The organism is Micromonospora cremea (genome assembly GCF_900143515.1).
GTDB lineage: Bacteria > Actinomycetota > Actinomycetes > Mycobacteriales > Micromonosporaceae > Micromonospora > Micromonospora cremea.
Map to the genome: position 1 here is coordinate 695,675 of NZ_FSQT01000002.1, position 25,380 is coordinate 721,054.

Annotated in this window: 26 protein-coding genes; 7 read left to right on the forward strand and 19 right to left on the reverse strand. The window is 71.8% G+C overall.

Going from position 1 to position 25,380, the window contains the following annotated elements:
* Window positions 1-169 precede the first annotated feature (169 nt).
* From era to BUS84_RS16535, 7 genes are all read right to left on the reverse strand, one after another.
* Complete coding sequence (era, locus tag BUS84_RS16505) at window positions 170-1,066, reverse strand: GTPase Era (protein ID WP_143728639.1); 897 nt, start codon at window positions 1,064-1,066, stop codon at window positions 170-172.
* Between the two features lie 5 nt (window positions 1,067-1,071).
* On the reverse strand, window positions 1,072-1,458 hold the full coding sequence (locus tag BUS84_RS16510) for a cytidine deaminase (protein ID WP_074313614.1): 387 nt from the start codon (window positions 1,456-1,458) through the stop codon (window positions 1,072-1,074).
* Complete coding sequence (locus tag BUS84_RS16515) at window positions 1,451-2,872, reverse strand: hemolysin family protein (RefSeq protein WP_425293488.1); 1,422 nt, start codon at window positions 2,870-2,872, stop codon at window positions 1,451-1,453. Before BUS84_RS16515 ends, BUS84_RS16510 begins: the two co-directional genes overlap by 8 nt.
* A complete protein-coding gene (ybeY, locus tag BUS84_RS16520; protein WP_074313617.1) occupies window positions 2,848-3,321 on the reverse strand; it encodes an rRNA maturation RNase YbeY in 474 nt (157 codons plus the stop codon). Before ybeY ends, BUS84_RS16515 begins: the two co-directional genes overlap by 25 nt.
* A gap of 15 nt (window positions 3,322-3,336) precedes the next feature.
* Window positions 3,337-4,395 carry a PhoH family protein gene (locus tag BUS84_RS16525; protein ID WP_074313619.1) on the reverse strand — a complete coding sequence of 353 codons (1,059 nt, stop codon included), beginning with the start codon at window positions 4,393-4,395 and terminating at the stop codon, window positions 3,337-3,339.
* Window positions 4,396-4,526: 131 nt separating this feature from the next.
* Window positions 4,527-5,924, reverse strand: a complete 1,398-nt coding sequence (locus BUS84_RS16530; protein ID WP_244298606.1) for a serine hydrolase domain-containing protein — start codon at window positions 5,922-5,924, stop codon at window positions 4,527-4,529.
* Window positions 5,921-6,280 carry a histidine triad nucleotide-binding protein gene (locus BUS84_RS16535; RefSeq protein ID WP_074313621.1) on the reverse strand — a complete coding sequence of 120 codons (360 nt, stop codon included), beginning with the start codon at window positions 6,278-6,280 and terminating at the stop codon, window positions 5,921-5,923. The genes BUS84_RS16530 and BUS84_RS16535 overlap by 4 nt, the downstream gene beginning before the upstream one ends.
* A gap of 93 nt (window positions 6,281-6,373) precedes the next feature.
* Here BUS84_RS16535 and BUS84_RS16540 point away from each other — a divergent pair, with 93 nt between their 5' ends.
* Window positions 6,374-7,135, forward strand: a complete 762-nt coding sequence (locus BUS84_RS16540; RefSeq protein ID WP_074318857.1) for an SDR family NAD(P)-dependent oxidoreductase — start codon at window positions 6,374-6,376, stop codon at window positions 7,133-7,135.
* 199 nt (window positions 7,136-7,334) lie between these two features.
* Here BUS84_RS16540 and BUS84_RS16545 read toward each other — a convergent pair whose 3' ends face one another.
* The 3 genes from BUS84_RS16545 to hrcA all read right to left on the reverse strand — a co-directional run bounded on the left by BUS84_RS16545 (window position 7,335) and on the right by hrcA (window position 10,365).
* Window positions 7,335-8,069, reverse strand: a complete 735-nt coding sequence (locus BUS84_RS16545) for a 16S rRNA (uracil(1498)-N(3))-methyltransferase (RefSeq protein WP_074313623.1) — start codon at window positions 8,067-8,069, stop codon at window positions 7,335-7,337.
* A gap of 54 nt (window positions 8,070-8,123) precedes the next feature.
* Window positions 8,124-9,269 (reverse strand): molecular chaperone DnaJ, encoded by a 1,146-nt coding sequence (gene dnaJ, locus BUS84_RS16550; protein WP_208869860.1) that lies wholly within the window; start codon window positions 9,267-9,269, stop codon window positions 8,124-8,126.
* 73 nt (window positions 9,270-9,342) lie between these two features.
* Window positions 9,343-10,365 (reverse strand): heat-inducible transcriptional repressor HrcA, encoded by a 1,023-nt coding sequence (hrcA, locus tag BUS84_RS16555; protein ID WP_074313627.1) that lies wholly within the window; start codon window positions 10,363-10,365, stop codon window positions 9,343-9,345.
* A gap of 199 nt (window positions 10,366-10,564) precedes the next feature.
* Here hrcA and BUS84_RS16560 point away from each other — a divergent pair, with 199 nt between their 5' ends.
* On the forward strand, window positions 10,565-11,200 hold the full coding sequence (locus BUS84_RS16560; protein ID WP_074313629.1) for a DUF4870 domain-containing protein: 636 nt from the start codon (window positions 10,565-10,567) through the stop codon (window positions 11,198-11,200).
* A gap of 40 nt (window positions 11,201-11,240) precedes the next feature.
* Here BUS84_RS16560 and hemW read toward each other — a convergent pair whose 3' ends face one another.
* Window positions 11,241-12,464 carry a radical SAM family heme chaperone HemW gene (hemW, locus tag BUS84_RS16565; RefSeq protein ID WP_208869861.1) on the reverse strand — a complete coding sequence of 408 codons (1,224 nt, stop codon included), beginning with the start codon at window positions 12,462-12,464 and terminating at the stop codon, window positions 11,241-11,243.
* 19 nt (window positions 12,465-12,483) lie between these two features.
* Between hemW and BUS84_RS16570 the strand changes: the two genes are divergently transcribed.
* The 3 genes from BUS84_RS16570 (at window position 12,484) to BUS84_RS16580 (ending at window position 15,615) form a co-directional block, all read left to right on the forward strand.
* Window positions 12,484-13,272, forward strand: a complete 789-nt coding sequence (locus tag BUS84_RS16570; RefSeq protein ID WP_074318858.1) for an enoyl-CoA hydratase-related protein — start codon at window positions 12,484-12,486, stop codon at window positions 13,270-13,272.
* 358 nt (window positions 13,273-13,630) lie between these two features.
* On the forward strand, window positions 13,631-14,500 hold the full coding sequence (locus tag BUS84_RS16575) for a hypothetical protein (protein WP_074313633.1): 870 nt from the start codon (window positions 13,631-13,633) through the stop codon (window positions 14,498-14,500).
* Between the two features lie 146 nt (window positions 14,501-14,646).
* Window positions 14,647-15,615: a phytanoyl-CoA dioxygenase family protein gene (locus BUS84_RS16580; protein ID WP_244298607.1), complete on the forward strand. Its 969-nt coding sequence runs from the start codon at window positions 14,647-14,649 to the stop codon at window positions 15,613-15,615.
* Window positions 15,616-15,922: 307 nt separating this feature from the next.
* Here the strand turns inward: BUS84_RS16580 and BUS84_RS16585 are convergent, their stop codons facing one another.
* From BUS84_RS16585 to BUS84_RS16620, 8 genes are all read right to left on the reverse strand, one after another.
* Window positions 15,923-16,558: an MOSC domain-containing protein gene (locus tag BUS84_RS16585; RefSeq protein ID WP_074313635.1), complete on the reverse strand. Its 636-nt coding sequence runs from the start codon at window positions 16,556-16,558 to the stop codon at window positions 15,923-15,925.
* A 71-nt stretch (window positions 16,559-16,629) separates the two neighbouring features.
* Window positions 16,630-17,460, reverse strand: a complete 831-nt coding sequence (locus tag BUS84_RS16590; RefSeq protein ID WP_074313641.1) for a carbohydrate ABC transporter permease — start codon at window positions 17,458-17,460, stop codon at window positions 16,630-16,632.
* Window positions 17,457-18,443 (reverse strand): carbohydrate ABC transporter permease, encoded by a 987-nt coding sequence (locus BUS84_RS16595; protein ID WP_074313643.1) that lies wholly within the window; start codon window positions 18,441-18,443, stop codon window positions 17,457-17,459. The genes BUS84_RS16590 and BUS84_RS16595 overlap by 4 nt, the downstream gene beginning before the upstream one ends.
* Entirely contained in the window at window positions 18,440-19,726 is a 1,287-nt protein-coding gene (locus BUS84_RS16600; RefSeq protein WP_074313645.1) for a sugar ABC transporter substrate-binding protein, read from the reverse strand. Before BUS84_RS16600 ends, BUS84_RS16595 begins: the two co-directional genes overlap by 4 nt.
* A gap of 234 nt (window positions 19,727-19,960) precedes the next feature.
* Window positions 19,961-20,245 carry a GlsB/YeaQ/YmgE family stress response membrane protein gene (locus BUS84_RS16605; protein ID WP_074313646.1) on the reverse strand — a complete coding sequence of 95 codons (285 nt, stop codon included), beginning with the start codon at window positions 20,243-20,245 and terminating at the stop codon, window positions 19,961-19,963.
* Between the two features lie 307 nt (window positions 20,246-20,552).
* On the reverse strand, window positions 20,553-20,837 hold the full coding sequence (locus BUS84_RS16610; protein WP_074313648.1) for a GlsB/YeaQ/YmgE family stress response membrane protein: 285 nt from the start codon (window positions 20,835-20,837) through the stop codon (window positions 20,553-20,555).
* Window positions 20,838-21,306: 469 nt separating this feature from the next.
* Window positions 21,307-23,184 (reverse strand): translation elongation factor 4, encoded by a 1,878-nt coding sequence (gene lepA, locus BUS84_RS16615; RefSeq protein WP_074313650.1) that lies wholly within the window; start codon window positions 23,182-23,184, stop codon window positions 21,307-21,309.
* Window positions 23,185-23,309: 125 nt separating this feature from the next.
* On the reverse strand, window positions 23,310-23,846 hold the full coding sequence (locus BUS84_RS16620) for a DUF4240 domain-containing protein (protein WP_074313652.1): 537 nt from the start codon (window positions 23,844-23,846) through the stop codon (window positions 23,310-23,312).
* Between BUS84_RS16620 and BUS84_RS16625 the strand changes: the two genes are divergently transcribed.
* Together BUS84_RS16625 and rpsT are read left to right on the forward strand one after the other, a co-directional pair.
* Window positions 23,845-24,894 (forward strand): aminoglycoside phosphotransferase family protein, encoded by a 1,050-nt coding sequence (locus BUS84_RS16625; protein ID WP_143728438.1) that lies wholly within the window; start codon window positions 23,845-23,847, stop codon window positions 24,892-24,894. The genes BUS84_RS16620 and BUS84_RS16625 overlap by 2 nt on opposite strands.
* Window positions 24,895-25,079: 185 nt before the next feature.
* Window positions 25,080-25,346, forward strand: a complete 267-nt coding sequence (rpsT, locus tag BUS84_RS16630; protein WP_074313654.1) for a 30S ribosomal protein S20 — start codon at window positions 25,080-25,082, stop codon at window positions 25,344-25,346.
* Window positions 25,347-25,380 lie beyond the last annotated feature (34 nt).

Sequence of the window (25,380 nt, forward strand, 5' to 3'; positions counted from 1 at the left end):
CATCTGGGTCGGGGGCGCCGGGCGTACCTCCCCTACCCTGCGCGCCGCCGGCGCCAAACGGCGGCGGCCCCGACCAAACGTGAACCGTGCCATCCGCGCGACCGAAGACGATCATGCCCTGGCACCCCTGACCGGCCCGACCGGAAGCCCGGCCGGACCGGTGAGTCGGTCAGAAGCCCAGCTTGCGCAGCTGCTTCGGGTCGCGCTGCCACTCCTTCGCCACCCGCACGTGCAGGTCCAGGTAGACCCGGGTGCCGAGCAGCTCCTCGATCTGCTTGCGGGCGTTGGTGCCGACCTCCTTGAGTCGGCTCGCTCGGTGACCGAGCACGATCGCCTTCTGGCTGGGCCGCTCCACGTACAGGTCGGCGTAGATCTTCATGACCTGACCCTCGGGGACCATCTCCTCCACCACCACGGCGATGGAGTGCGGCAGCTCGTCGCGGACCCCTTCCAGGGCGGCCTCCCGGATCAACTCCGCGACCATCACCTGCTCCGGGTCGTCGGTCAGCATGTCGTCCGGGTAGAGCTGCGGCGACGGCGGCAGGTAGCCGGTCATCACGTCAACCAGGGTGTCCACCTGGTGCCCGGAGACGGCGCTCACCGGCACCACCGCGGCGAACTCGCCCATCTCGCTGACCGCGAGCAGCTGCTCGGCCAGCCGACGCTTGTCCACCAGGTCGGTCTTGGTGACCACCGCCAGCACGGTCGCCTTCAACCCGGCCAGCTCGCCGGTGATGAATCGGTCGCCCCGTCCGACCGGCTCGTTGGCTGGAATGCACAGGCCGATCACGTCGACCTCGGTCCAGGTCGATCGGACCAGGTCGTTGAGGCGCTCGCCGAGCAGCGTACGGGGGCGGTGCAGGCCCGGCGTGTCGACCAGGACCAGCTGCGACTCCGGTCGGTGCAGCACGGCCCGGATGACGTGCCGGGTGGTCTGCGGCTTGTTCGAGGTGATCGCGATCTTGGTGCCGATGATGGCGTTGGTCAGCGTGGACTTGCCGGCGTTGGGCCGGCCGACGAAGCAGCCGAACCCGGCCCGGTACGGGCGACCGTCCGGATCCTGCACCGGCGTCACTGGGTCACCGTGCCGAGCACCGTGCCGTCCGGCGCCGCCACGTGGATCGGCGCGTCCACCGCGAGGTCGCGCACCGCGGCGTGCCCGGCGCCGTCCAGCGTCGACGCCTCGGTCACCACCACCGCCGCCTCCAGCCGGCTCGCCCCGGCCGCCACGGCCGAGGCCACCGCCAGTTGCAACGCCGTGAGGGTTAGCGAGGGCAGCGCTACGCTGGCCGTCGCGTACGTCCGGCCATCCTGGTCCCGGACCGCGGCGCCCTCAACGGCACCGACCCGCCCACGGGCTCCCCGGGCCAGGACGACCAGCTTGGCGTCCTCGGCGCTCAGCGGGGCCGGCGCGGTGGGGGTGGGCCGGGCGGCGGGCGCGGCGGGTGTGTCAGGCATCGGCGGGTTGCCTCTCCTCGTCTCGATAGTGGTCCTGGTCGTCCCCGGGACCGGCCTGCTCGCCACGCCCCGCGGTGTCCTGCTCGTCGCCGGGCTCCGCCCGGCTGACCAGGACGGTGTCGATGCGGTTGCGCCGGCCGGTGGTGCCCTCGGCGACCAGCCGGAGGCCGGCCACCTCGACCTGCGCTCCGGGGATCGGCACCCGCCCCAGCGACTGGGCGAGCAGGCCACCGACCGTCTCCACCTCATCGGTGGGCAGATCGGTGTCGAACAGCTCGCCCAGATTCTCCACCGGCAGGCGGGCGGTCACCCGCACCGAGGAGTCCGCCAGGCGTTCGACCGGCGGGCGTTCGACATCGTACTCGTCGGTGATCTCACCGACGATCTCCTCCAGGATGTCCTCGATCGTGACCAGGCCGCCGGTGCCGCCGTACTCGTCGACCACGATGACCAGGTGGTTACGGGCCGCCTGCATCTCCGACAGCAGGTCATCGACCGGCTTGGACTCCGGTACGAAGGTGGCCGGACGCATCAGCTCGGCCACCGGCAACTGCTCGGCGTCCGGGTCACCGCCCCGCGACCGCCGGATCAGGTCCTTGAGGTAGAGCACACCCAGCACATCGTCGACGCTCTCGCCGATCACCGGGATGCGGGAGAAGCCGGACCGCAGGAAGAGCGCCAGCGCCTGTGCGAGGGTCTTGCCCTCCTCGATCCACACCATCTCGGTACGCGGCACCATCACCTCACGGGCGATGGTGTCGCCGAGCGCGAAGACCGAGTGGATCATCTGTCGCTCGCCGTGCTCGACCACCCCGCGCTGCTCGGCCAGGTCGACCAGCTCACGCAGCTCCACCTGGGTGGCGAACGGTCCCTCCCGGAAGCCGCGCCCCGGGGTGACCGCGTTGCCGATGAGGATGAGCAGCGACGCGAGCGGGTTAAGCGCCCGGCCCAGCCAGCGGACCAGCGGCGCCACCGCCCGCCCCACGGCGTACGCGTGCTGCCGGCCGATGGTGCGCGGGGCGACCCCGACCACCACGAAGCTGACCACGGTCATCGCGCCGGCGGTGACCAGCGCGGCCCGCCAGCCGGCGCCGAAAGTGTCCACCGCGACCAGCGCCACCAGCGTGGTGGCGGTCAGCTCGGCGAGCAGCCGCAACAGCAGCAGCAGGTTGAGGTGCCGGACCACGTCGGCGACGACGGTCTGGAGGGTACGGGCGCCGCGCACGCCGTCCCGGGCCAGTTCGGCGGCCCGGGCCGGCGAGACCGCGGCGAGCGCCGCCTCGGTCATCGCGATCAGGCCGGCCAGCACCACGAGGCCGGCCGCGAAGACGATCAGTTGCAGGTCGGGCAGGCCGGCCGTGGGGCCGGCCGCCAGTAGCGGAGTGGGCATCACTGGGTGCGGGTCGACCGCCAGCTCGCCAGCAGTCGGGCCTGGAGCGCGAACATCTCCCGCTCCTCCTCCGGCTCGGCGTGGTCGTAGCCGAGCAGGTGCAGCACCCCGTGCACGGTGAGCAGGTGCAGCTCGTCGGCCGGAGCGTGCCCGGCGGTCGCCGCCTGCTTGGCCGCCACCTCCGGGCAGAGCACGATGTCGCCGAGCAGGGCCGGCTCGCCGCCGGACGGGGCGGTCTCGCCCGGGCCGTGGTCGACGCTGCCCTCGTCCATGGGGAACGCGAGCACGTCGGTCGGGCCTTCGCCACCCATCCAGCGGTGGTTCAGCTCGGTCATGTAGTCGATGTCGACCAGCAGCACGGACAGCTCGGCGAGGGGGTTGACCCCCATCTCGTCGAGGGCGTGCCGGGCGACGGCGAGCACGGCGTCGGTGTCGACCTCGACACCGGACTCGTTGGCGATCTCGATGGACAACTGCTTTCCTCTGCTTTAGCGGCGGCGGCCGGCCCGGCCGCCCTGGGCGGGTCGCCCGGGCACCGCGTGGACGCCCTGCGCCTGCTGGGTCTCCCGCTCGGCGTCCCAGCGGGCGTACGCGTCGACGATCTGCCCGACCAGCTGGTGGCGGACCACGTCGGAGCTGGACAACTGGGCGAAGTGCACGTCCTCGACGTTTTCCAGGATCTCCCGGACCACCCGCAGACCGCTGGTCGTGCCGCCGGGAAGGTCCACCTGGGTGACGTCACCGGTGACGACGATCTTGGAATTGAAGCCGAGCCGGGTGAGGAACATCTTCATCTGCTCGGGCGTCGTGTTCTGCGCCTCGTCCAGGATGATGAACGCGTCGTTGAGCGTCCGGCCACGCATGTACGCCAGCGGGGCGACCTCGATCGTGCCCGCGGCCATCAGCTTCGGGATCGACTCCGGGTCGAGCATGTCGTGCAGCGCGTCGTAGAGCGGGCGCAGGTACGGGTCGATCTTCTCGTTCAGCGTGCCGGGCAGGAAGCCCAGTCGCTCACCCGCCTCGACCGCCGGCCGGGTCAGGATGATCCGGTTGACCTGCTTGGCCTGCAACGCCTGGACGGCCTTCGCCATGGCCAGGTAGGTCTTGCCGGTGCCGGCCGGGCCGATGCCGAAGACGATGGTGTGCGAGTCGATCGCGTCGACGTACCGCTTCTGCCCGAGGGTCTTGGGGCGGATGGTGCGCCCGCGTCGGGAAAGGATGTTGAGGGTCAGGACGTCGGCGGGCCGCTCGGCGCTGCCCTGCTCGAGCATGCCGACGGTGCGCCGAACCGCGTCAGTGGTCAGGGTCTCGCCTTTCTCGATGAGTTCGAGCAGCTCAGTGAAGACCCGCTCGGCGAGGGCGTTGTCCGCGGGCGCACCGGTGATGGTGATCTCGTTGCCGCGAACGTGCACGTCACTGGTGACCGAGCGTTCGACGAGTCGCAGGATCTCGTCACCTGCGCCGAGCAGATTGACCATGATCTTCGAGTCGGGCACGGTGATCCTGGTCTGCACCCGGGGCGGGCCGGGAGGTGGGGTGCCAGTCATAGGTCGGGCCGAAGGGCCCTGCGCACCTGCTCTCGATCTCGGCGCCGGCCCTGCTGGCACGGCGTGCGGACGTTACCCCCATCGTATCCGTTCAACGCGGCCCGCATCGCGTCCATTTCCGCTGGCCGCGATCAACTCCCGGCCCGGAAGTCGTACCGCTCGAAGGTCTCCTGGTGGCGGGTGAAGCGGTACGTCGCCCAGTGCATCCGGACCACGGCGCCCGATTCGTCCCGAGTCAGCCGCAGCAGCTCGCCGGCCTCCCGACCGGAGACCGTGCGGAACACGTCCGGCCGGTCCGGCAGCGGGGCGAAGATCGCCGGTGGACGTCCCGCCGGGTCGCCCGCCCCACGTGCCCGCAGCGTGCCGTCGTGCCAGGAGAAGACGTACTCGAAACCCTCGCCCCACCAGCGGCCGAGCAGACCCCGCAGGGCTGCCGGAGCGGGTGCGCCGGGCCGCCACGGCTCGATCTCGGCCGGGTCGTGCTCGACCGCCGCGGCGAGCAGCCGGTGCGGCAGGTCGAACAGCTCCGCCGCCGTACCGGACGAGCCGAGCACCGCGGCGCCCATCGCGCCCGCCGTGCCGTCGCCGCCCCGCCGGCCGTACACCGCGGCCAGGAAACCGGGCATCGCCCCGTCGTGCCCCACGTGCACCACCCGCTCGCCCTGCGGCACCAGGATCAGCCCGAGCCCGAAGCCGGCGCCCCAGAGCGTTTCGTCGGTGGTGGTCACCGGCCAGCGCATCTCGTCCAGCGTGGCGGGGGCGAGCACCGCGCCCGCCGGGTCCAGCGCCGCCGGGTCGGCGAGGAACGCCGCCCAGCGGGCCATGTCGGTCGCGGTGCTCCAGAGCTGGGCGGCCGGGCCGACCGCGCCGAAGTCGGTCGGCGGCTCCGGGTGCGCCTCGTCGGAGTACGCGTCGACGAGGAACCCGGTGGCCGCCGCCGGCCCGGGAGTCACGGCGGTGTCGGTCAGCCCCAGCGGCGTCAGCACCCGCTCGGCGAGCACCTCCGCCCAACTGCCGCCGCGCAGCCGCGCGACCAGCTGGCCGAGCACGGCCAGGCCGAGGTTCGAGTAGTGGAAGCGGCGGGCCGGCGGCAGTACGCGCTCAGCCCGGTGCAGCTCGGCCACCAACTGCTCGGCGTCCGGCGCGCGCAGGCTGTCCCAGACGTCGCCGAACGGCTCGCGTTGCAGGCCACCGGTGTGCGACAGCAGCCGGCGGACGGTCAGCTCACCGTGCGCCGGCAGGTCCAGGTGCCTGCCCACCGGGTCGTCCAGGTCCAGCAGACCGTCGTCGCGGCACTGGAGGGTGAGCACCGCGGTGAAGGTCTTGGTGACCGAGCCGATCCGGAACTGGGTGCGCGACCCCAGCGGGCTGTCGGTGCCGGTACCGCCCACGGCGCAGCTCCAGAGCGGACGGTCGGCCCGGTGCAGCGCCGCCGACACCGCCGGCACCCGGGCATCGGCCTGCACCCGGCGGACCAGCCGGCCCAACCGCTCGTCCACGGTCCCGGTGGACACCGCCTCAGTGCTCACGCCAGGTCCCTGGCGAGCATCGGGCCGAGCGGCGCGCCACCGAGCAGGTGCGCGTGCGCGTGGAACACCTCCTGCCCGCCGTACGCGCCGGTGTTGAACATCAGCCGGAAACCGTCGCCGAGCAGGCCCTCGTCCTCGGCCACCGCGGCGGCCGTGGCCAGCACCTCCCCGGCCAGCGCCGGGTCACCCTGGGCGAGGGTGGCGACATCGGCGTAGTGCTCCTTCGGAATCACCACGACGTGCACCGGCGCCTTCGGGCCGATGTCGCGGAAGGCGAGCGTGGTGGCGGTCTCCCGGACCACGGTGGCCGGGATCTCCCCGGCGACGATGCGGCAGAACAGGCAATCGGATCCCATCGGGGCAGTGTAAGGAAGGGACCCTTGTTGACGCCTCCGGTAGAGGAAGGGTCCCTTCTCAACATCCGCGGCAGCTACGGCAGGATGGCCGCCATGACGGATCGGGCGGTACTGGTGACCGGGGCCTCGCGCGGGATCGGCCGGGCGGTGGCGAGGGCGTTCGCGGCCGGCGGCGACCGGGTGGCCATCCACCATCGCGACTCCGCGGACGCGGCCGAGGCGCTACGCGCCGAACTGCCCGGCGCGGGGCACGTCGTGGTCCGCGCCGACCTCACCGACCCGGACGCCGTCCGGGCCATGGTCGACCGGGCCGCCGACCTGCTCGGCGGCCTGGACGTGCTGGTCAACAACGCCGGGGTGTACGGCGAGCGGGACGACCCGCACCCGATCTTCGGCGCCTCCTACGAGCAGTGGCAGAAGCGCTGGCGGCAGGTGCTGGAGACCAACCTGACCGGCGCCGGCAACGTCACCTGGTGTGCCGCGCAGCACATGCGGGAGCGCGGCGGGCGGATCGTCAACGTCTCGTCCCGGGGCGCGTTCCGCGGCGAGCCGGCGCAGCCGGCGTACGGCGCCAGCAAGGCGGGACTGAACGCGCTGGGCCAGTCCCTCGCCGTGGCGCTCGCGCCGTACGGCATCGCGGTCGCCACCGTCGCGCCGGGCTTCGTCTCGACCGACATGACCACCGAGCACCTGCGCGGTGAGCAGGGCGCGGCGATCCGGGCGCAGAGCCCGTTCGACCGGGTGGGCCGGCCGGAGGAGATCGCCGCCGCGGTGCACTGGTTGGCCTCGCCACAGGCCGAGTGGGCCTCCGGCACCATCGTCGACCTCAACGGCGCCTCCTACCTCCGCAGCTAACCGCCCCACCCACCGCGACGCCGCCCGCCGCGCGCCGCGCCCCGCCCCTCTTCCCCGTCGATCTAGGGCGTTTCGTCGCTAGTGGATCTCCAACAACGGCGATATGCCCTAGATCAACGGGGACAGGAGGCGGGGAGGCGCGGCCGGGAGGCGGGGACCGGGGGCGGGGGGCGGGGGGTGCGGGCGCTTGGGCGGGGAGTTACCAGCGGTTGAGGCGGGTGGCGAGCACGCTGAGCGCCGCCACCCCGGCGGTGGAGGTGCGCAGCACTGCGGGCCCGAGCCGGACCGGCCGGCCGCCGGCCTCGCGGAAGGCGGTCAGCTCGGCCGGGGCGATGCCGCCCTCCGGGCCGACCACCAGGACGATCTCCCCGGCGGACGGCATCTCGGCGGTGGTCAGCCGCTCGTCGGCCTCCTCGTGCAGCACGAACGCGGCGGCGGCACCGGCGATCCGGCGGGCCACCGTGGCCGTCGACTCGTCCGGCGCCCCGGCCACCACCGGCAGCCAGGGGCGGCGGGCCTGCTTGGCCGCCTCCCGGGCCGTGGCCACCCACTTGTCCCGGGCCCGAACGCCCCGGTCGCCGCGCCACTGGGTCACCGAGCGCACCGCCGCCCAGGGCACGATCTCGTCCACCCCGACCTCGGTCATCGCCTGCACGGCCAGCTCGCCCCGGTCACCCTTGGCGATGCCCTGCACGACCGCCAGCCGGGGTACGGGCGCGTCCGCGTACCCCCGGGAGGTGACGGTGAGCTCCAGGCTGCCCCGGCCGACGGCGGTGACCTCGGCGGCGGCCGTGCCCCCCCGGCCATCGGCGAGCAGCAGCTCCTCGCCGACCCGCAGTCGCTGCACGGTGGCGGCGTGGTGCCCCTCGGGACCGTCGAGGGTCATCGTGTCGGCGGTGGGCAGCGACTCGACCAGGAACAGCGGGGCGGACACGATGATCAGGCTAGCCGCAGCGGCGGCGGCACGGACGGCGAGCCCGGGAGCCGGTCAGGCGTGGCCGTTGAACGCGTCGCGCATCCGGGAGAAGAAGCCGCCCTGCTTGGACAGCTCGGCGACCTCCTCGCCCCGGGTCTTGGCGAAGTCGCGCAGCATCTTCTCCTGGTCCGGGTCGAGCTTGGTCGGCGTCCGGACGTCCAGGTGCACGTAGAGGTCGCCCCGGCCGGTGCCGCGCAGGTGCGGCACACCCCGGGCGCGCAGCCGCAGCGTGCTGGCGGGCTGGGTGCCGGCCTTGACGTCGACCGTCTCCTCGCTGTCCAGGGTCTTGATGGTCAGCCGGGTGCCCAGCGCCGCCGCGGTCATCGGGACGGTGACCCGGCAGTGCAGGTCGTCGCCCTTGCGGGAGTACACGTCGTGCGGCCGCTCGTGGATCTCCACGTAGAGGTCACCGGCGGTGCCGCCACCCGGGCCAACTTCGCCCTGCTGGGCCAGCCGGATCCGCATGCCGTCCTCGACACCGGCGGGGATCTTGACGGTCAGCGAGCGACGGGTGCGCACCCGGCCGTCGCCGGCGCAGGTGGGGCAGGGGTGCGGGATGGTGGTGCCGTAGCCCTGGCAGACGGTGCACGGCCGGGCGGAGACCACCTGGCCGAGGAAGGTGCGCTGCACCGACTGCACCTCGCCCCGGCCGCCGCACGCCTCGCAGGTGGCCAGGTGGGTGCCGGCGGCCGTGCCGGCGCCGGAGCAGGTGGTGCAGAGCACCGCGGTGTCGACGGTGATCGGCGCCTCGACGCCGAACGCCGTCTCGTGCAGGTCCAGCTCCAGCCGCAGGATCGCGTCGGCGCCCGGCCGGGTACGCGGGCGCGGGCCGCGCACGCCACCCGCCGCGCCGCCGAAGAACGCGTCCATGATGTCCTGGAACCCGACGAACGGGCCGGCCCCGCCCGGACCGCCCGGGCCGCCGGCGCCGCCGCCCCCCGGAGCGAGCGGGTCGCCGCCCAGGTCGACGATCTGCCGCTTCCGGTCGTCCGAGAGCACCTCGTACGCGGCGTTGATGTCCTTGAACTTCTCCTGAGCCTCCGGGTCCGGATTGACGTCCGGGTGGAACTGGCGCGCCAGCTTGCGGTAGGCGCGCTTGATTTCGTCGTCGGAGGCTTCCCGGCTCACACCGAGGATGCCGTAGTAGTCCCTGGCCACTGCGTTCCGTGTCCTCATGTTCGTCTCGCGTTGCGCCGGTCGGCGGCCGCAGCCGGCCGTCGGCCCTGACTGGTCAGTTCTGGGCCAGCAGCTCGCCCACGTAGCGTGCCACGGCGCGCACCGTGGCGATGGTGCCGGGGTAGTCCATCCGGGTGGGCCCCAGCACGCCCAGGCCGCCCACGATGGTGGCGCCCGGGCCGTACCCGGTGCTGACCACCGAGGCGGCGCGCAGGTTGTCGAACTCGTTCTCGTCGCCGATCAGCACCCGGGTCGTGCTCGGCTCGGTCTCGCCGATGAGCTTGAGCAGCACGACCTCCTCCTCCAGCGCCTCGAGGATCGGCCGCAGCGAGCCCTGGAAGTCGAGCAGGCCGCCCCGGGTGAGGTTGGCGGTGCCGGCCAGCGCGATGCGTTCTTCGTGCCGCTCGACCAGCGTCTCCAGCAGCACGGTGGAGAGCGTGGTCATCGCCGGGCGCAGCTCGGACGGCGCCTCTTCGACCAGCGCCTGCACCAGCGGTGGAGTGTCGGACAGCCGGGCGCCGGCGAGCTTCTCGTTGACCAGTCGGCGCAGGTCGGTGACGTCGTCGGGGTGCACCGGCCCGGGCAGCTCGACCAACCGCTGCTCCACCCGACCGGTGTCGGCGATCATGACGAGCATCAGCCGGGTGGTGGAGATCGGCACCAGTTCCAGGTGGCGCACCGAGGAGCGGGCCAGGCTCGGGTACTGCACCACGGCCACCTGCCGGGTCAGTTGGGCGAGCAGCCGCACGGTGCGGTGCACCACGTCGTCGAGGTCGACCGCGCCGACCAGGAAGCGTTCGATGGCCCGGCGCTCGGCCGGGCTAAGCGGCTTGACCCGGGAGAGCCGGTCCACGAAGAGCCGGTAGCCGCGGTCGGTGGGCACCCGGCCGGCACTGGTGTGCGGCTGCCGGATGTAGCCCTCCTCCTCCAGCACGGCCATGTCGTTACGGACGGTGGCCGGGGAGACACCGAGCTGGTGCCGCTCGACCAGCGCCTTGCTGCCGACCGGCTCCTGCGTGGAGACGTAGTCCTCGACGATGGCGCGGAGCACGGCGAGCTTGCGGTCGTCGAGACCCATCCTCCGCACCTCCTGTCGCACGTCGGCCGCCGGCACGGTGGGGCCGGCGGGCCGTCCTGGCACTCGACTGTAACGAGTGCCAGTCTACGTCGGCGCGCCCGCCGGCGCGATGATCAAGGCCGTCGCTGTCCGTTCAGCCGGACCGGCCCGGCGGTGTCGCTCTGGTGCGGCGTTGCCACCGGCCCCTACCGTGACATCCATGACTGAACCACCTCGTCCTCCCGGTGCGGGAGACCCCGGCGATCAGCCGCCGGAGCCGACCTACCCGCCGGCCGCACCCGACCCGGCCTCCTCGGCCGAGCCACCCACCGCACCACTGTCCGGGGCACCCGGCCCGGGCGGCTATCCCCCGGCCGGTGGCTATCCGCCGCCCACCGGTGACCAACCGTCGTCGGGCGGCTACCCTCCGCCCGGTGGCTACCCGCCCCCCGGGGGCTATCCCCCTGGCGGCTATCCGACCGGCGGCGCCTACGCCGGCCCCGGCGGCGGCTACGCCAGCAACGAGGACAAGACCTGGGCGCTGGTCGCGCACTTCGGCGGCGCTGCCGGCGCGCTGATCAGCTTCGGCCCGCTGGGCTTCGTCGCCCCGCTCATCGCCTACCTGGCCCGCGGTCAGCAGTCGCCGACCGTCCGCGCGCACGCCCTGGCCGCGCTGAACTTCCAGATCCTCTGGTCGATCATCGCGTTCGTGCTGCTCTTCGTGAGCTGGTGCCTGCTCTTCCTGCCCAGCATCGCGGTGGTGGTGATCCAGATCCTGTTCGGGATCATCGCCGGCATGAAGGCCAACGAGGGTCAGCCCTACCGCTACCCGATGTCGGCCAGTTTCATCAAGTGACCCGGGTCGGCCGCTCCCCCGGCCGGCCCGGTGCACCTGCTCAGGGCAGCAGGTCGCGCACCACGGCGTCGGCGAGCAGGCGGCCGCGCAGGGTGAGCACCGCCCGGCCGGCCGTGTACTCCGGTGCGGCCAGCAGGCCGCCGGCCAGCGCCCGCTCGGCGCCGGCCCGGCCGGTGGCGTCGAGCACCGCCAGCGGCAGGCCGGTGGCGAGCCGCAGCCGGAGCATCACGTCCTCCATGTGCGCCTCGTCGGCGGTGAGCACCTCCCGGGCCAGGCCGGGCGACGCGCCGGCGGCCAGCCGCTGGGCGTACGCGGACGGGTGCTTGACGTTCCACCAGCGCACCCCGCCGACGTGGCTGTGCGCCCCGGGGCCCAGCCCCCACCAGTCGGCGCCGGTCCAGTAGAGCAGGTTGTGCCGGCACCGGGCCTCGTCGGTGCGGGCCCAGTTGGAGACCTCGTACCAGGAGTGGCCAGCCGCGTCGAGAGCGGCCTCCGCGGCCAGGTAGCGGTCCGCGGCGACGTCGTCGCTGGGGTACGGCAGCTCGCCCCGGCGCATCCGGGCGGCCAGCCGGGTGCCGTCCTCCACGATCAGGGCGTACGCGCTGACGTGGTCCACCCCGGCGGCCACCACCTGGTCCAGCGAGGCGGCGAAGTCCTCGGCCCGCTCCCCCGGGGTGCCGTAGATCAGGTCCAGGTTGACGTGCTCGAATCCGGCCTCGCGCGCCTCCAGGGCGGCGGCGGTGGCCCGGCCGGCGCTGTGCTTGCGGTCCAGGATCGCCAGCACCCCCGGGGAGGCGGACTGCATGCCGAGTGAGATCCGGGTGTAGCCGGCGGCCCGCAGCAGCTTCAGCGACTCCGGGGTGACCGATTCCGGGTTGGCCTCGGTGGTCACCTCGGCGTCGGCGGCCAGCCCCCAGGTGCGGTCGATGCCGTCGAGGATGCGGGCCAGGTCGTCGGCGGGGAGCAGGGTGGGCGTGCCACCGCCGACGAAGACCGTGTCGACCCGCGGCGGTGGGCTGTCGCCGAGCACCCGGGCGGCGAGCGCCAGCTCGGCCAGCACGGTGTCGGCGTACCCCTCACGGCTGGCGCCGCCGCCCAACTCGGCCGCCGTGTAGGTGTTGAAGTCGCAGTAGCCGCAGCGGCTGGCACAGAACGGCACGTGGACGTACACGCCGAAGCCGCGCGCGCCGACCGCGGTGGTGGCGGTGGCGGGCAGCGATCCGTCGGCGGGGACGGTCTCACCATCTGGAAGGACGCCGGGCATGGCCACTAGTGTGCCCGGCATGACCTCTCCCGACGTGCTCGTGCGGGTCTCCACGGCCCGCGGGGTGACCACCCTCACCCTGGACAGCCCGCACAACCGCAACGCGCTCTCCACCGGCCTGATGACCCAGCTGCTGGCCGGGCTGGCCGACGCGGTGGCGGACGACGCGGTCCGGGTGATCGTGCTCGACCACACCGGCCCGGTCTTCTGCTCGGGCGCGGACCTGAAGGAGACCGCCGCGGCGTACGCCAGCGGGATGGTGCCGGCCGGGATGCTGGGCGACGTGCTCGCCGCGCTCTGGGACTGCCCGAAGCCGGTGCTGGCCCGGGTCGCCGGTCCGGCGCGGGCCGGCGGGTTGGGCCTGATCGCCGCCGCCGACCTGGCCGTCTGCGCCGACGAGGCCACCTTCGCCTTCACCGAGGTGCGGATCGGGGTGATCCCGGCGGTGATCTCGGCGACCGTGCTGCCCCGCCTGCATCCGCGCGCCGCCGCCGAGCTGTACCTGACCGGGGACACCTTCGACGGCCGTCGGGCGGCCGAGATCGGCCTGGTCACCGCCGCCGTCCCGGCGGACGGGCTGGACGCGGAGGTACGCCGGTACTGCGATTCCCTGGTGCGCGGCGCCCCGGGTGCGCTGGCCGGCGCGAAGGAGTTACTGCGCCGACCGGGCACCGCCGAGCTGCGCGCTGAGCTGGCCCGGCTGTCCGCTCTGTCGACCGGCTACTTCCTCTCGGACGAGGGACGCGAGGGGGTCACCGCATTCCGGGAGAAACGACCGGCGCGCTGGGTGCCCGCTCTCGACGTCTGAGCGGTCCGGGTGGGGTTGCTGTTCGTGCCTCCTTTGCTCTGCTTCAACGGGCGCAACCTCGGTGTCCGGATAGCGGACGTTTGCGCCCCGATCGATGGGGTGACGCTCACGACAGGTGACGCCCGCAGGACGTACGGTGCTCGGCCATGGACCGGTAGACCTCGCACCGACGGCGCTCGTAGCGCGTAATGCCCGATTATTGTCGAATTGGGGCGGATGGAAGAGCGGTACGGGCAGGTGAGAGCACGGTAGGAGCGGGAACGCCGGCTGGTGCGGCCGGGCCGGCCAGGTCGAAACCGGTCGGACGACCCGGATTGGTCGCCGTGGGACGTACGCTTGTCGGACTGTCGATCTGGGGGTGTGGGTGCGAACTCGGGCAACCGTGGCGGGTGGACTGGTTCTCGTCCTCATCGCCGTGATCGCAGTCTGGCTCGTCGTTCGGCAGGTCGGGGACAAGCTGCGGCTGCCGCTGTCCTCGCGGACCTGCACGGTCCAGGCCGACGGCCGGGTCGCCCTGGACGCCGACCAGATGGCCAACGCGGCGACCATCGCGGCGATCGGCGCGCAGCGCGGAATGCCCGAGCGGGCCGTGGTGGTCGCGCTCGCCACGGCGTACCAGGAATCCGGGCTGCGCAACCTCGCCGACGGCGACCGTGACTCGGTCGGCCTCTTCCAGCAGCGCCCGAGCCAGGGCTGGGGCACCCCGAAGCAGATCCGCGACCCGCGCTACGCGGCGAACCGGTTCTACGCGGCGCTGAAGAAGGTGCGCGGCTGGGAGTCGATGCGGGTCACCGACGCCGCCCAGCGGGTGCAGCGCTCGGCGTTCCCCGAGGCGTACCAGAAGTGGGCCGACGACTCTGAGGTGCTCAGCCGGGCGCTGCTGGGCGACGCCACCGGCGCGGTCGCCTGCTCGGTGGGGCGTACCCCGGTGATGCGCGGCGCGGCGGCGGCCGCCCAGTTGACCCGCAACCTGGTGCTGGACTGGGGGGTGTCGAGCACCGATCCGGCGGACCAGACCGGGCTGGCGGTGACCGCGGGCGACCAGCGCGACGGCTGGCGGTACGCGCACTGGCTGGTCTCGCACGCACAGGACCACGGGGTGAAGCTGGTCCGCTTCGGCGGCCTGGAATGGACGGCCCGGGACGGCACCTGGGGGCGGGTGAACGGTGAGCAGGGCCCCACCGGTCAGGTGGTGGCCGAGGTGTTCGCCGAGGTGACGCCGCCCTGATCTCTTGACCGGCAGTCACCGCACAATCGGACAACGGCCCACAGACACCGCTATTAATCACGCAGATCTGACCGTCCGTGTTGGTTCCGCTGCACCCGGTCCAGCCGGGGTCAACCCGCCCCGCTGGCCCTCCCCAATGCCGAGGCATGCGCGTTACGATCGGCGACCTGTGCCACAAGATGGTTTCACCTCATGGGGAGGGGTACGACGCGGTGTTCGATTACGGCGACCGGACCGGCTACGAACCGATCAGCGACACTGACCGCAAGGAGTTCCACGAGCAGGGCTTCCTCCTGCTGCGCAACGTCCTGACCGAGGATCACCGGGCGGCGCTGGAGGCGGCGGTCGACCGCGTCTACGCGGAGGAACAGGCCAAGGGCAACACCAAGAAGGACGGCACCCTGCACCTGCTGGGCTTCCTGGAGCGCGACGAGCTCTTCGGTGAGCTGCTCACCCACCCGATCGCCTTCCCGTACATGTGGGGGCTGGCCGGCTGGAACATCTACACCCACCACAACCACCTGGACGTCACCCCGCCGGCGCTCGAGCCGGAGAAGCCGTACTGGGGCTGGCACCAGGACGGGTACCGCCAGAACTCCGACCCGGAGACGATGGACCCGAACCTGCCGCGGCCGATGTTCTCGCTCAAGGTCGCGTACGTGCTCTCCGACCTCTCCGAGACCGGTCGCGGCGCCACCAAGGTCATCCCGGGCAGCCACCTGTGGAACTCGCTGCCCCGGCCGAAGGACCTCAGCGTGCACAACCCGGACCCGGAGGGCACGGTGGAGATCACCGCCAACCCGGGCGACGCCTTCATCTTCGACCGCCGCCAGTGGCACTCCCGGTCGACGAACCTGTCGAGCATCACCCGCAAGATGCTCTTCGTCGGCTACACGTACCGGTGGATCCGTCCGCTGGACGAGCTGCACCCGGACCTGAACGGCGAGTGGTACCGCAACCGCACGCCGGTGCAGCGCCAGCTGATCGGTGAGGGCACCCACACCGCGAACTACTGGGGCATCAACTGGGACGGGTACGTCGACGACGAGATCCCGCTGCGCAAGGAACTCAAGGAGCGCGGCCTCCTGGACCGCAACATCCCCTGGCTCCGCTGACGTGAGGAAGGGCCCCTTGTCATCGCTTCCTGCATGACAAGGGGCCCTTTTTAACGCGAGGGCCCGTCCGGCGCCGGCCCGCCTGGCCAGCTAGCCGCGGGACGCGAGGCGCGGGTGTGATGCTTCGGCTAGCCGACAGTTGAATGGCACCGCACCGGGCAGGCCGTCGCCTGCCGGCTGCGGGAAGCTCACGCTGGCCGCCTGGGGCGGCACCACCGCCCACATCGAGGACGTCCTGGTGCGGTGAGCGCCGCGTCGGTGACTGGCACCGGCCGACCCCACCGGTGCGCCCGCTCGGCTGGTTGTGTCAGAGCCCCAGCCGGCGGCGGGCCTTCGCCCGGATCGACTCCGGCAGGTCGGGTGTCTCCAGCAGCCGGGGCAGCAGCTCCGGCTCCAGGCTCGTCGCCCGGAACACCTCGCCGATGGTCACCCCGTGCGCGGGCCGGTCCACCACTTCGACCGGGTCGCCCGGGCCCACCTCCCCCTCGCGGAGCACCCGCAGGTAGGCCCCGGGCAGTGCCCGGGCGGTGAACCGCTTGATCAGGTCCGGTACGCCCCAGAAGCCGGCGAAGGTGGTGCACGGGGTTCGGGGCTTGGTCACCTGGAGCAGAGCGGACCCGATCTGCCACTGCTCGCCGATCACCGCGCCGGTCACGTCGACCGCGTACGTGGTGAGGTTCTCGCCGAAGCCGCCGACCCGAACGTTCCGGCCCAGTTCGGTCGCCCACCAGGCGGCGTCCTCCTCCGCGTAGGCGTAGACCGCCTGGTCCTCGCCCCCGTGGTGGGCTCGCTCGCCGATGAAGTCACCGGCCACTCCGTCGACGCGGAACAACACCGGCGTGTCCACCGGCCGCTTGTCGATGCCGCTGCGACCGCTCGCGTCGCCGGCCCACTCGGCCTCGGTGACCACACCGAGGTTCACCGCTGCCACCCTGCCCGTCATGGCGGTCAGCCTAGCGGGGTCGACGGGGTGGGGGCGCTGCCAAGATCCTCTATCCGTACCGGGTGCGGTGTTCAGCCCTTGACGGCGCCGGCGACCAGGCCGGAGACCATCCGCCGCTGCACCAGCAGGAAGAAGATGATGACCGGCAGGGTGAACAGGGTGGAGGCGGCCATCACCGGGCCCCAGTTGGTGTCGTCCCGGCCGAAGAAGAAGGTCATGGCCACCGGCAGGGTGTACCGACCCTGGTCGTTGATGAACGTCAACGCGAAGATCAGCTCGTTCCAGGCGGTGATGAAGGAGAAGATGCTGGTGGCCACCAGACCGGGTGCGACCAGCGGAAACAGGATCCGGCGGAAGATCTGGGCCCGGCTGGCTCCGTCGATCGCCGCCGCCTCCTCCAGTTCCTTGGGCACCGCGGCGACGAAGCCGCGCAGCATCCAGACCGCGAACGGCAGCGAGAAGCCGAGGTACGTGAGGATCAGGCTGGGCAGGGTGTTGTAGAGCCCGAGCCGCTGGATCATCAGGAACAGCGGGATGACCAGCGCCTCCAGCGGGATCATCTGCACGATCAGCAGCATGATCAGGAAGCTGGTCCGCAGCCGGAACCGGAACCGGGCCACCGCGGTCGCGGCGAGCAGCGCCACCAGACCGCTGAGCACCACCGTCGCGACCGCAACCAGCGCGCTGTTGAGGAAGAAGTCGGCGAAGCTCACGCCGGGGATCAGGTTGCCGGTCAGGATCTCCCGGTAGTGCGCCAGCGTCGGGTGGGTCGGCACCGGCTGCGGGGTGGACGAGAAGATCTCCTTGCTCGGCTTCAGCGAGGTGGAGATCATCCAGTACACGGGGAACGCCGCGAAGAGCGCGACCAGCAGCCCGGCGCCGTTGAGGGCGATCTTCTTCACGACTCGTCCTCCTGCCTGAGCACCATCCGTACGTAGAAGCCGGTGACCACGAGCAGGATCAGAGTGAGGATCACCGCGATGGCCGCACCGAGGCCGTACTTCGGCGGCGGCGAGAACGCCTCCGCGTAGGAGTAGATGGAGAGCATGAACGTCGGCCGGTCCTGGGTGCCGCCGGCGAGCACGAACTGCTGGGTGAAGACCTTGAAGTCCCAGATGGTGGAGAGCACGATCAGGATGCCGAAGACCGGGCGCAGCAGCGGGAAGGTGATCTTCCAGAACGCCCGCCACGGCCCGGCGCCGTCCACCCGGGCAGCCTCGTGCAGCTCGCTCGGCACGCTCTTCAGGCCGGCGAGCACGCTGACCGCGATGAACGGGAACGAGTGCCAGACCACCACCAGGGTGAGGATGGCGAAGAAGAGCAGTGGCGAGTTGAACCAGCCGTAGCCGGTCCAGTCACTGTGGCCGAACAGGGCGTTGGAGAGGCCGTCCGGCAACGCGTTGAACAGCCAGGTGACCAGACCGCTGGTGTCGTCGAAGATCCACTTCCAGACGATCGTGCCGGTCAGCGCCGGGGTGGCCCAGGCGAGCATCACGCAGCTGGCCACGAAGGTGGCCATCTTGCGGCCGAGCCGGTTGAGCAGCAGCCCGACCAGGGTGCCGAGGACCATCGTGAGCAGCACGTTGGCCGCGGCGAACAGGACCGTGTTGCGCAGCACGGTCAGGAAGAACGGGTCGGAGAGGATGTCGGCGTAGTTGCCCAGCCCCACCCACGGCCACTCCCGGTCGCCGCGCAGTTGTCGGACGCTGTTCAACCGGTAGAAGGACATCACCACCACCTGGCCGAGAGGCCAGAGCAGCAGCACCCCGATGATCGCCAGTGCGGGCAGTAGCAGCAGGTACGGCAGGCGGTCGACCCGGCGGCGCCGCCGCGCGGGGGTCTCCCGCGCGGCGGCCGCCTCCGGCACCTCGGTCAGCGTGGTCACTTGGCGTTGAGGATGCTTTCCATCTCAGCGGCCGCGTCGGCGGTGGCCTTCTCGACCGTCTTCTGACCCTTCATGACCGAGCTGTTCATCGCCTGGGTCACCGTCTTGGTCCGGCTGACCTCCACCCACTTCGGGGTGAGCGGCGTGAGCTTGGTGTTCTGCATGGTGGTGGCGAACGCCGCCATCACCTTGTCGTTGGTGTACTTGTCGCTGGCGACCAGATCCTGGTAGACCGGGAAGAACCCGAGGCTGCTCGCGAAGCTCTGCGAGTTCTTCTTGTTCAGCAGCACGGTCAGGTAGTCCCAGGCCAGGTCCTGGCGCTCGCTGTCCTTCCAGATCGCCACGTCCGAGCCGCCGGCGAAACCGGGCGCGGCCTTGCCGTCCGGGCCGGGGATCGGGAACGTACCCCAGACCTTCTCGATCTCGGGGTTGTCCTTCTTGATGGCGCCCTGCTGCCAGCTGCCGGCGAAGGCCATCGCGGCCTTGCCGGTGGCGAACTGGGTACGGGCGTCGATCTCGTTCCAGCCCGCGGCGGCCGGCGGGGCCACCTTGTGGACGGTCACCATGTCGGTCCAGAACTTGACGGCCCGCTGCGCCTCCGGCGTGGTGTAGCCGGACTTCCAGGTGCCGCCCTGGTTGCTGGCGATCTCGCCGCCGGCCCCCCAGAGGAAGGAGTAGAAGGGCAGCTCGGAGTTGCCCGGCAGCGCGATGCCGTAGGTGCCCGGCTTCTTCGCCTGCACCGTCTTGGCCACGCTGACCAGCTCGTCCCAGGTCTTCGGCGGCTGTACGCCCGCCTCGGCGAACCAGTCGGTGCGGTAGTAGATCGCGCGCACGCCGGCGTACCAGGGCACGCCGTACTGCTTGCCGTCGAGCTGCGCGTTGCGGACCAGGTCGGGCAGCAGGTCCTTGCCGTCGGCCCAGCCGCCCATCCGGCCGCTCACGTCGGCGAGCGCCTCCTGGGCCGCCCAGCCCTGGGTCTCGGTGTTGCCCAGCTCGGTGATGTCCGGCCCCTCACCGCCGGCGAGCGCGGCCTGGAACTTCTTGGGCGCCTCGAGCCATGGGATGTACTGCACCACCACGTCGGTGTCGGGGTGCTTCTGCCGGAACTCGGTCTCCACCCCGTCGAGGAAGGTGTTCTGCGCGTCCCCACCCTCGCCCATCATCCAGACCGTGAGCTTGCTGTCGTCGGCCGCTTCGTCGCCGGAGCCTCCGCAGCCGGTCAGCACCATCGCGGCCGAGGCCACCACGGCGGTGACCGGGGCCAGCCGCTTCCACCTGTTCACGCCACTTCTCCCCTCACACCGCCTGGAACTAACCTTCTCAGCCGCACCCTAGTACGAAGAATTCCTTTACGACAGTGGGCGTGCCGGCGGAAGCGTGGCGACCGTACCGCAGGGGGCCGGCGAAAGGCGCTGTGACATCGGGCCGAAGTCGGGCACTCCCGCAGGAAAGAGCGCCCGGCCGAGGGCCGGGCGCTCTTTCCTGCGGTGGCGGTGGTGCCAGGTGATGCCGGGCTGTTATCGGGTGACGCTGCGGCGGCGACCCACGCCGGCCACCAGCGCGACCGCGATGGCCGCCAGCACGACCTGCACCAGCAGCTCGCCCCAGTCGATGCCGCTGGTCTCGGTCGCGATGCCGATCGCCCGCGCCAGCACGGTGCCCAACAGGGCCGCGCCGACACCGATCAGCATGTGCAGCCACATCGGCATGTTCTGCCGGCCCGGGACGACCAGGCGGCCCAGTGCCCCGACGATGAGACCGACAACGATCGCAGTGATGATGCCCCACACGGTGAGCTCCACGGTCGCCCTCCTTCGAAAGAATGTCTGACACACGGTGTGTGTTTCCTGTCGTGACCGTTAAGTTCCCGACCCACCGAAAATCCAAACCGACTTTGCCCACCAGACGATCACCCTCGGGCACAGACGACCCGCTTTCCACCGCGACCCGCTCTCCCAGCCGCGGGCTCTCCGCGTGGCCCCCGCACGATCCGCGCGGATCTTGAAATGGTCGAGGGGCGCGACGCTCTTCCGGGGTACGCGGAAGGGCGCCCGACCGTGTCGGTCGGGCGCCCTTCGAACGTGTCGCGTTGTGCGGTGGTGCTGGGTGTTACCGGGTGACGCTGCGGCGGCGACCCACGCCGGCCACCAGCGCGACCGCGATCGCGGCCACGACGACCTGCACCAGCAGTTCGCCCCAGTCGATCCCGTTGGTCTCGGTCGCGATGCCGATCGCTCGCGCCAGCACGGTGCCCAGCAGCGCCGCGCCGACACCGATCAGCATGTGCAGCCACATCGGCATGTTCTGCCGGCCCGGGACGACCAGGCGGCCCAGCGCGCCGACGATGAGACCAACAACAAGCGCAGTGATGATGCCCCACACGGTGAGCTCCACGGTCGCCCTCCTTCAAAGAATGTCTGACACACGGTGTGTGTTTCCTGTCGTGACCGCTAAGTTCCCGACGCACCGAAAATCCAAACCGACTCACCCACGAGGCAAACGGTGGATGTCGATGCAACCCGGCTGCGTCGATTGACGTGGGGGGCGCGTCCACACAGGTCGCAGGCACTGTCGTCGGGCCACCCGCCACCGGTACGGCCCGAAAAATTTCTTCACCCGCCGCCAGGCGCGCCGCTGCCCACCACCGCTCCGGCCGGGTCGGCACGTCGCCCGGCCGGGGACCCGGCGAGCGCCGGTCGCACGGCCGGGGACACGGCGAGGGGCGGGTCAGGGTCCGCGACACGGGGACTGCCGCCGGGCTACGGCGACGGCCGGCACCCCGTCGGGCGACCGGTCTTCGCGACCGGCCCGGCCGGGGCACCGGCCGTGTTCGTCAGTCAACGCCGGCGCACCGGCGGCGGTGTCACTTCTTGCCGGCGGGCTTCCCGTCGCCGGAGTCGGAGGAGAGGGCGGCGATGAAGGCCTCCTGCGGCACCTCGACCCGGCCGACCATCTTCATCCGCTTCTTGCCTTCCTTCTGCTTCTCCAGCAGCTTGCGCTTACGGCTGATGTCACCGCCGTAGCACTTGGCGAGCACGTCCTTGCGGATCGCCCGGATGGTCTCCCGGGCGATGACCCGGCTGCCGATCGCCGCCTGGATCGGCACCTCGAACTGCTGGCGCGGGATCAGGGTGCGCAGCTTGGCGGCGATGGTGACGCCGTAGTTGTACGCCTTGTCCTTGTGCACGATGGCGCTGAACGCGTCCACCGGCTCGCCGTGCAGCAGGATGTCCACCTTCACCAAGTCGGACGCCTGCTCGTCGGTGGGCTCGTAGTCCAGCGAGGCGTAGCCCTTGGTCCGGCTCTTCAACTGGTCGAAGAAGTCGTAGATGATCTCTGCGAGGGGCAGCGTGTAGCGCAGCTCCACCCGGTCGGCGGAGAGGTAGTCCATGCCGAGCAGGCTGCCCCGCCGACCCTGGCAGAGCTCCATCACCGCGCCCACGTAGTCGTTGGGCGTCAGCACGGTCGCCCGGACCACCGGCTCGTACACCTCGGCGATCTTGCCGGTCGGGTACTCGCTGGGGTTGGTGACGACGATCTCCTCGCCGTCGTCCGTGATCGCCCGGTAGACCACGTTCGGCGCGGTGGAAATCAGGTCGAGGTTGTACTCGCGCTCCAGCCGCTCCCGGATGATCTCCAGGTGGAGCAGGCCGAGGAAGCCGCAGCGGAAGCCGAAGCCGAGCGCGCCGGAGGTCTCCGGCTCGTAGTCCAGCGCGGCGTCGTTGAGCTTGAGCTTGTCCAGTGCCTCACGGAGGTTGGGGTAGTCGGACCCGTCGATCGGGTAGAGGCCGGAGTAGACCATCGGCTTCGGGTCCTTGTAGCCACCCAACGCCTCGGCCGCCGGCCGGCTGTTGATGGTGACCGTGTCACCGACCCGGGACTGCCGGACGTCCTTCACGCCGGTGATGAGGTAGCCCACCTCGCCGACGCCGAGCGCCTCGGCCTTCACCATCTCCGGCGAGATGACACCGATCTCCAGCAACTCGTGCACCGCCCCGGTGGACATCATCTTGATCCGGTCCCGGGCGCTGATCCGGCCGTCGATGACCCGGACGTAGGTGACCACGCCGCGGTAGACGTCGTACACCGAGTCGAAGATCATCGCCCGGGCGGGCGCCTCGGCGTCGCCGGTCGGCGGGATGAACTGCCGGACGATCTCGTCGAGCAGGTGCGGCACGCCCTCGCCGGTCTTGCCGGAGACCCGGATGCAGTCGGCGGGGTCGCCGCCGATCAGGTGGGCCAACTCCTCGGCGTACTTCTCCGGCTGGGCGGCCGGCAGGTCGATCTTGTTGAGCACCGGGATGATGCGCAGGTCGTTCTCGAGCGCCAGGTACAGGTTCGCCAGGGTCTGCGCCTCGATGCCCTGCGCAGCGTCGACCAGCAGCACGGCCCCCTCGCAGGCGGCCAGCGACCGGGACACCTCGTAGGTGAAGTCGACGTGCCCCGGGGTGTCGATCATGTTGAGCACCGCGTGCTCACCGGTCCGCTCACCCTCGCGGATGGTCCACGGCATCCGGACGGCCTGGCTCTTGATGGTGATACCGCGCTCGCGCTCGATGTCCATCCGGTCCAGGTACTGGGCGCGCATCTGCCGGGGGTCGACCACGCCGGTGAGCTGCAGCATCCGGTCGGCCAGGGTCGACTTCCCGTGGTCGATGTGGGCGATGATGCCGAAGTTCCGGATGACTGCCGGGTCGGTGGCACCGGGAGCGTTCCGGGCGGAATCGGGCGTCGGTGGCACAGCGGTCCGTTCTGATCGGCTGACGTGAGCGGGCCGGCGCGACGCCGACCCCTTCTATGTTCCCACGCCACCGGGGTGCCCCCACTGCGCGGGCGATGGATCGGCCGGCGGAGCGCCGGGGCGCGTCACTCCACCGGCGGCTCCACGAAGAGCGCGGCCAGCCTCGGCAGCCGCCGGCGGGCCTCCCCCTCGTCGTCGAAGTCCCAGAAGTCGTTGAGGTCCGGCACGCGCACCGGCTCCCGGTCCGCCGGCAGTTCCGACGCGGTGGCCTTGCGGTACGCGTCCCAGGGCACCGCCAGCATCTGCTCGGCGGAGAACTCCTCCCCACTGAGCGAGGCGGCCCGCACCTGGGGCAGCTCGGCCAGCGAGTCCGGGTCGGCGACCGCGCGGGCGAAGACCGCCCGACCCTGGGTCATCAGCCAGCCCCGGAAGTGCTCGAAGCCGTCCGCCGACGCGCCGCCGTTGATCAGGTACGCCGCCCCCCACAGATCCGCCTTGTGCGACGCGGCCAGCACCCGCGTCTGGTGCCGGGCGTACCCGACGATGTCTTCCGGGTCACGCTGGGCGAGCAGCGCCACGGCCCGCGCGGCCACCGGGCCGGGCTCTCCCCCGCCGCCGGCCCGGGCCTCGTCGATCAGCTGCCAGAAGTCCTCGGTCCTCATGGCTTGGCAGTCTGGCAGTGTCGCCGCGCGCTGTGCACGTACCCCGGGGCAGCATGGTGGGGTGTCCCCGACGCCGCTGCCTCCGGTGCCGTACCACGCGAGCGCGCTGCGCCCGTCGTGGCCGGCGCTGCCGGCGGCGCTGCGGGCCGCGATCGCCGACCGGCTCGGCGCGCCGGTGGTCACCGCCCGGGTGGCCGGCGCGGGCTTCACCCGGGGCTTCGCCGCCGTGCTCGGCACCGCCGACGGCGGCCGGGCCTTCGTCAAGGCCGCGTCCGCCGTCGAGCAACCGCGCCTGGTCGACTCGTACGCCCGGGAGGCCGCGATCCTCGACCGGCTGCCGGCCGGCCTGCCGGCGCCCCGCCCCCGGTGGACCCTGTACGAGGCCGGCTGGTTCGTGCTCTGCACCGACGCCGTCGACGGCCACACCCCGCGCCTGCCCTGGGCGCCGGCCGAGCTGGACGCCACGCTCGCCGGATACGCCGAGATCGCCGCCGCGCTGGCCGACCCGCCGGCCGGGCTGACCGCGCTCGGCCTGCCGCACCTGGCCGACCTGGCCCGGTCGGACATCCTCTGGTGGGAGGAGGTCGCCGCCGGCCGCGAGCCACCTCCGGCGCTGCCCGAGCCCGTGCGGGGCCGGCTGCCCGAGCTGGTGGCGCTGGAGTCCCGCCTCCCCCGGTACGCCGCCGCGGCGACCGGCCTGACCCACGGTGACCTGCGGGTGGACAACGTCCTCATCGACGCCGACGGCCGGGCCTGGTTCTGCGACTGGACCTGGGCCTGTCACGGGCCGGCCTGGTTCGACCTGGCCGGCCTGCTGCTCACCACGTACGCCAGCGGCCTGGACGCGGACCGGCTCTTCGCCGCCCACCCGGTGACCGCGGGCGCGCCCCCGGACGCGCTGGACGCCACCCTGGCCGCGCTGGCCGGCTACTTCCTCACCGGCGCCGCCGCGGCCCCGGTGACGGCCTCGCCGCACCTGCCCGCGCACCAGCGGTGGAGTGGCGAGCAGGCGCTCGACTGGCTCGCCCACCGCCAGGGCTGGCGATGACCGGCGGGGGCGTAACCTGGGCCCCGACGGGCCGGATCAGCGGCGCGTTCGGCCGCGCGAGCACGGAGCCGTTTTGGCTCGTCCCGGGCGACCTGGTAACCTGGCTCTTCGCGCAGCGATGACGCATGTTCGTCATCCCGCGCACCTAAGCTGACCAACCCGAGCTATCAAGACGAGGCTGTCGCGTGGCGAACATCAAGTCCCAGATCAAGCGCAACCGGCAGAACGAGAAGGCCCGGCTGCGCAACAAGTCGGTCAAGTCGTCGCTGAAGACCGCCGTCCGGAAGTTCAACGAGGCTGCTGAGGCCGGTGACGTCGAGAAGGCCACCGCGCTGATGCAGGAGGCCTCGCGCAAGCTGGACAAGGCCGTCAGCAAGGGCGTGATCCACTCCAACCAGGCCGCGAACCGCAAGTCCGCGATCGCCAAGCGCGTGGTGTCGCTCTCCGCCTGACGACTCACCGTCAGACTGATTCGGAAAGCCCCGG

What these genes read in the sequence shown, in the direction of transcription:
- BUS84_RS16510 (WP_074313614.1), bottom strand. Translation starts at nt 1,458, where the DNA reads ATGCCTGACACACCCGCCGCGCCCGCCGCCCGGCCCACCCCCACCGCG.
- BUS84_RS16525 (WP_074313619.1), bottom strand. Translation starts at nt 4,395, where the DNA reads ATGACTGGCACCCCACCTCCCGGCCCGCCCCGGGTGCAGACCAGGATC.
- BUS84_RS16535 (WP_074313621.1), bottom strand. Translation starts at nt 6,280, where the DNA reads ATGGGATCCGATTGCCTGTTCTGCCGCATCGTCGCCGGGGAGATCCCG.
- BUS84_RS16540 (WP_074318857.1), top strand. Translation starts at nt 6,374, where the DNA reads ATGACGGATCGGGCGGTACTGGTGACCGGGGCCTCGCGCGGGATCGGC.
- hrcA (WP_074313627.1), bottom strand. Translation starts at nt 10,365, where the DNA reads ATGGGTCTCGACGACCGCAAGCTCGCCGTGCTCCGCGCCATCGTCGAG.
- BUS84_RS16560 (WP_074313629.1), top strand. Translation starts at nt 10,565, where the DNA reads ATGACTGAACCACCTCGTCCTCCCGGTGCGGGAGACCCCGGCGATCAG.
- hemW (WP_208869861.1), bottom strand. Translation starts at nt 12,464, where the DNA reads ATGCCCGGCGTCCTTCCAGATGGTGAGACCGTCCCCGCCGACGGATCG.
- BUS84_RS16570 (WP_074318858.1), top strand. Translation starts at nt 12,484, where the DNA reads ATGACCTCTCCCGACGTGCTCGTGCGGGTCTCCACGGCCCGCGGGGTG.
- BUS84_RS16580 (WP_244298607.1), top strand. Translation starts at nt 14,647, where the DNA reads ATGCGCGTTACGATCGGCGACCTGTGCCACAAGATGGTTTCACCTCAT.
- BUS84_RS16585 (WP_074313635.1), bottom strand. Translation starts at nt 16,558, where the DNA reads ATGACGGGCAGGGTGGCAGCGGTGAACCTCGGTGTGGTCACCGAGGCC.
- BUS84_RS16625 (WP_143728438.1), top strand. Translation starts at nt 23,845, where the DNA reads ATGGCTTGGCAGTCTGGCAGTGTCGCCGCGCGCTGTGCACGTACCCCG.
- BUS84_RS16620 (WP_074313652.1), bottom strand. Translation starts at nt 23,846, where the DNA reads ATGAGGACCGAGGACTTCTGGCAGCTGATCGACGAGGCCCGGGCCGGC.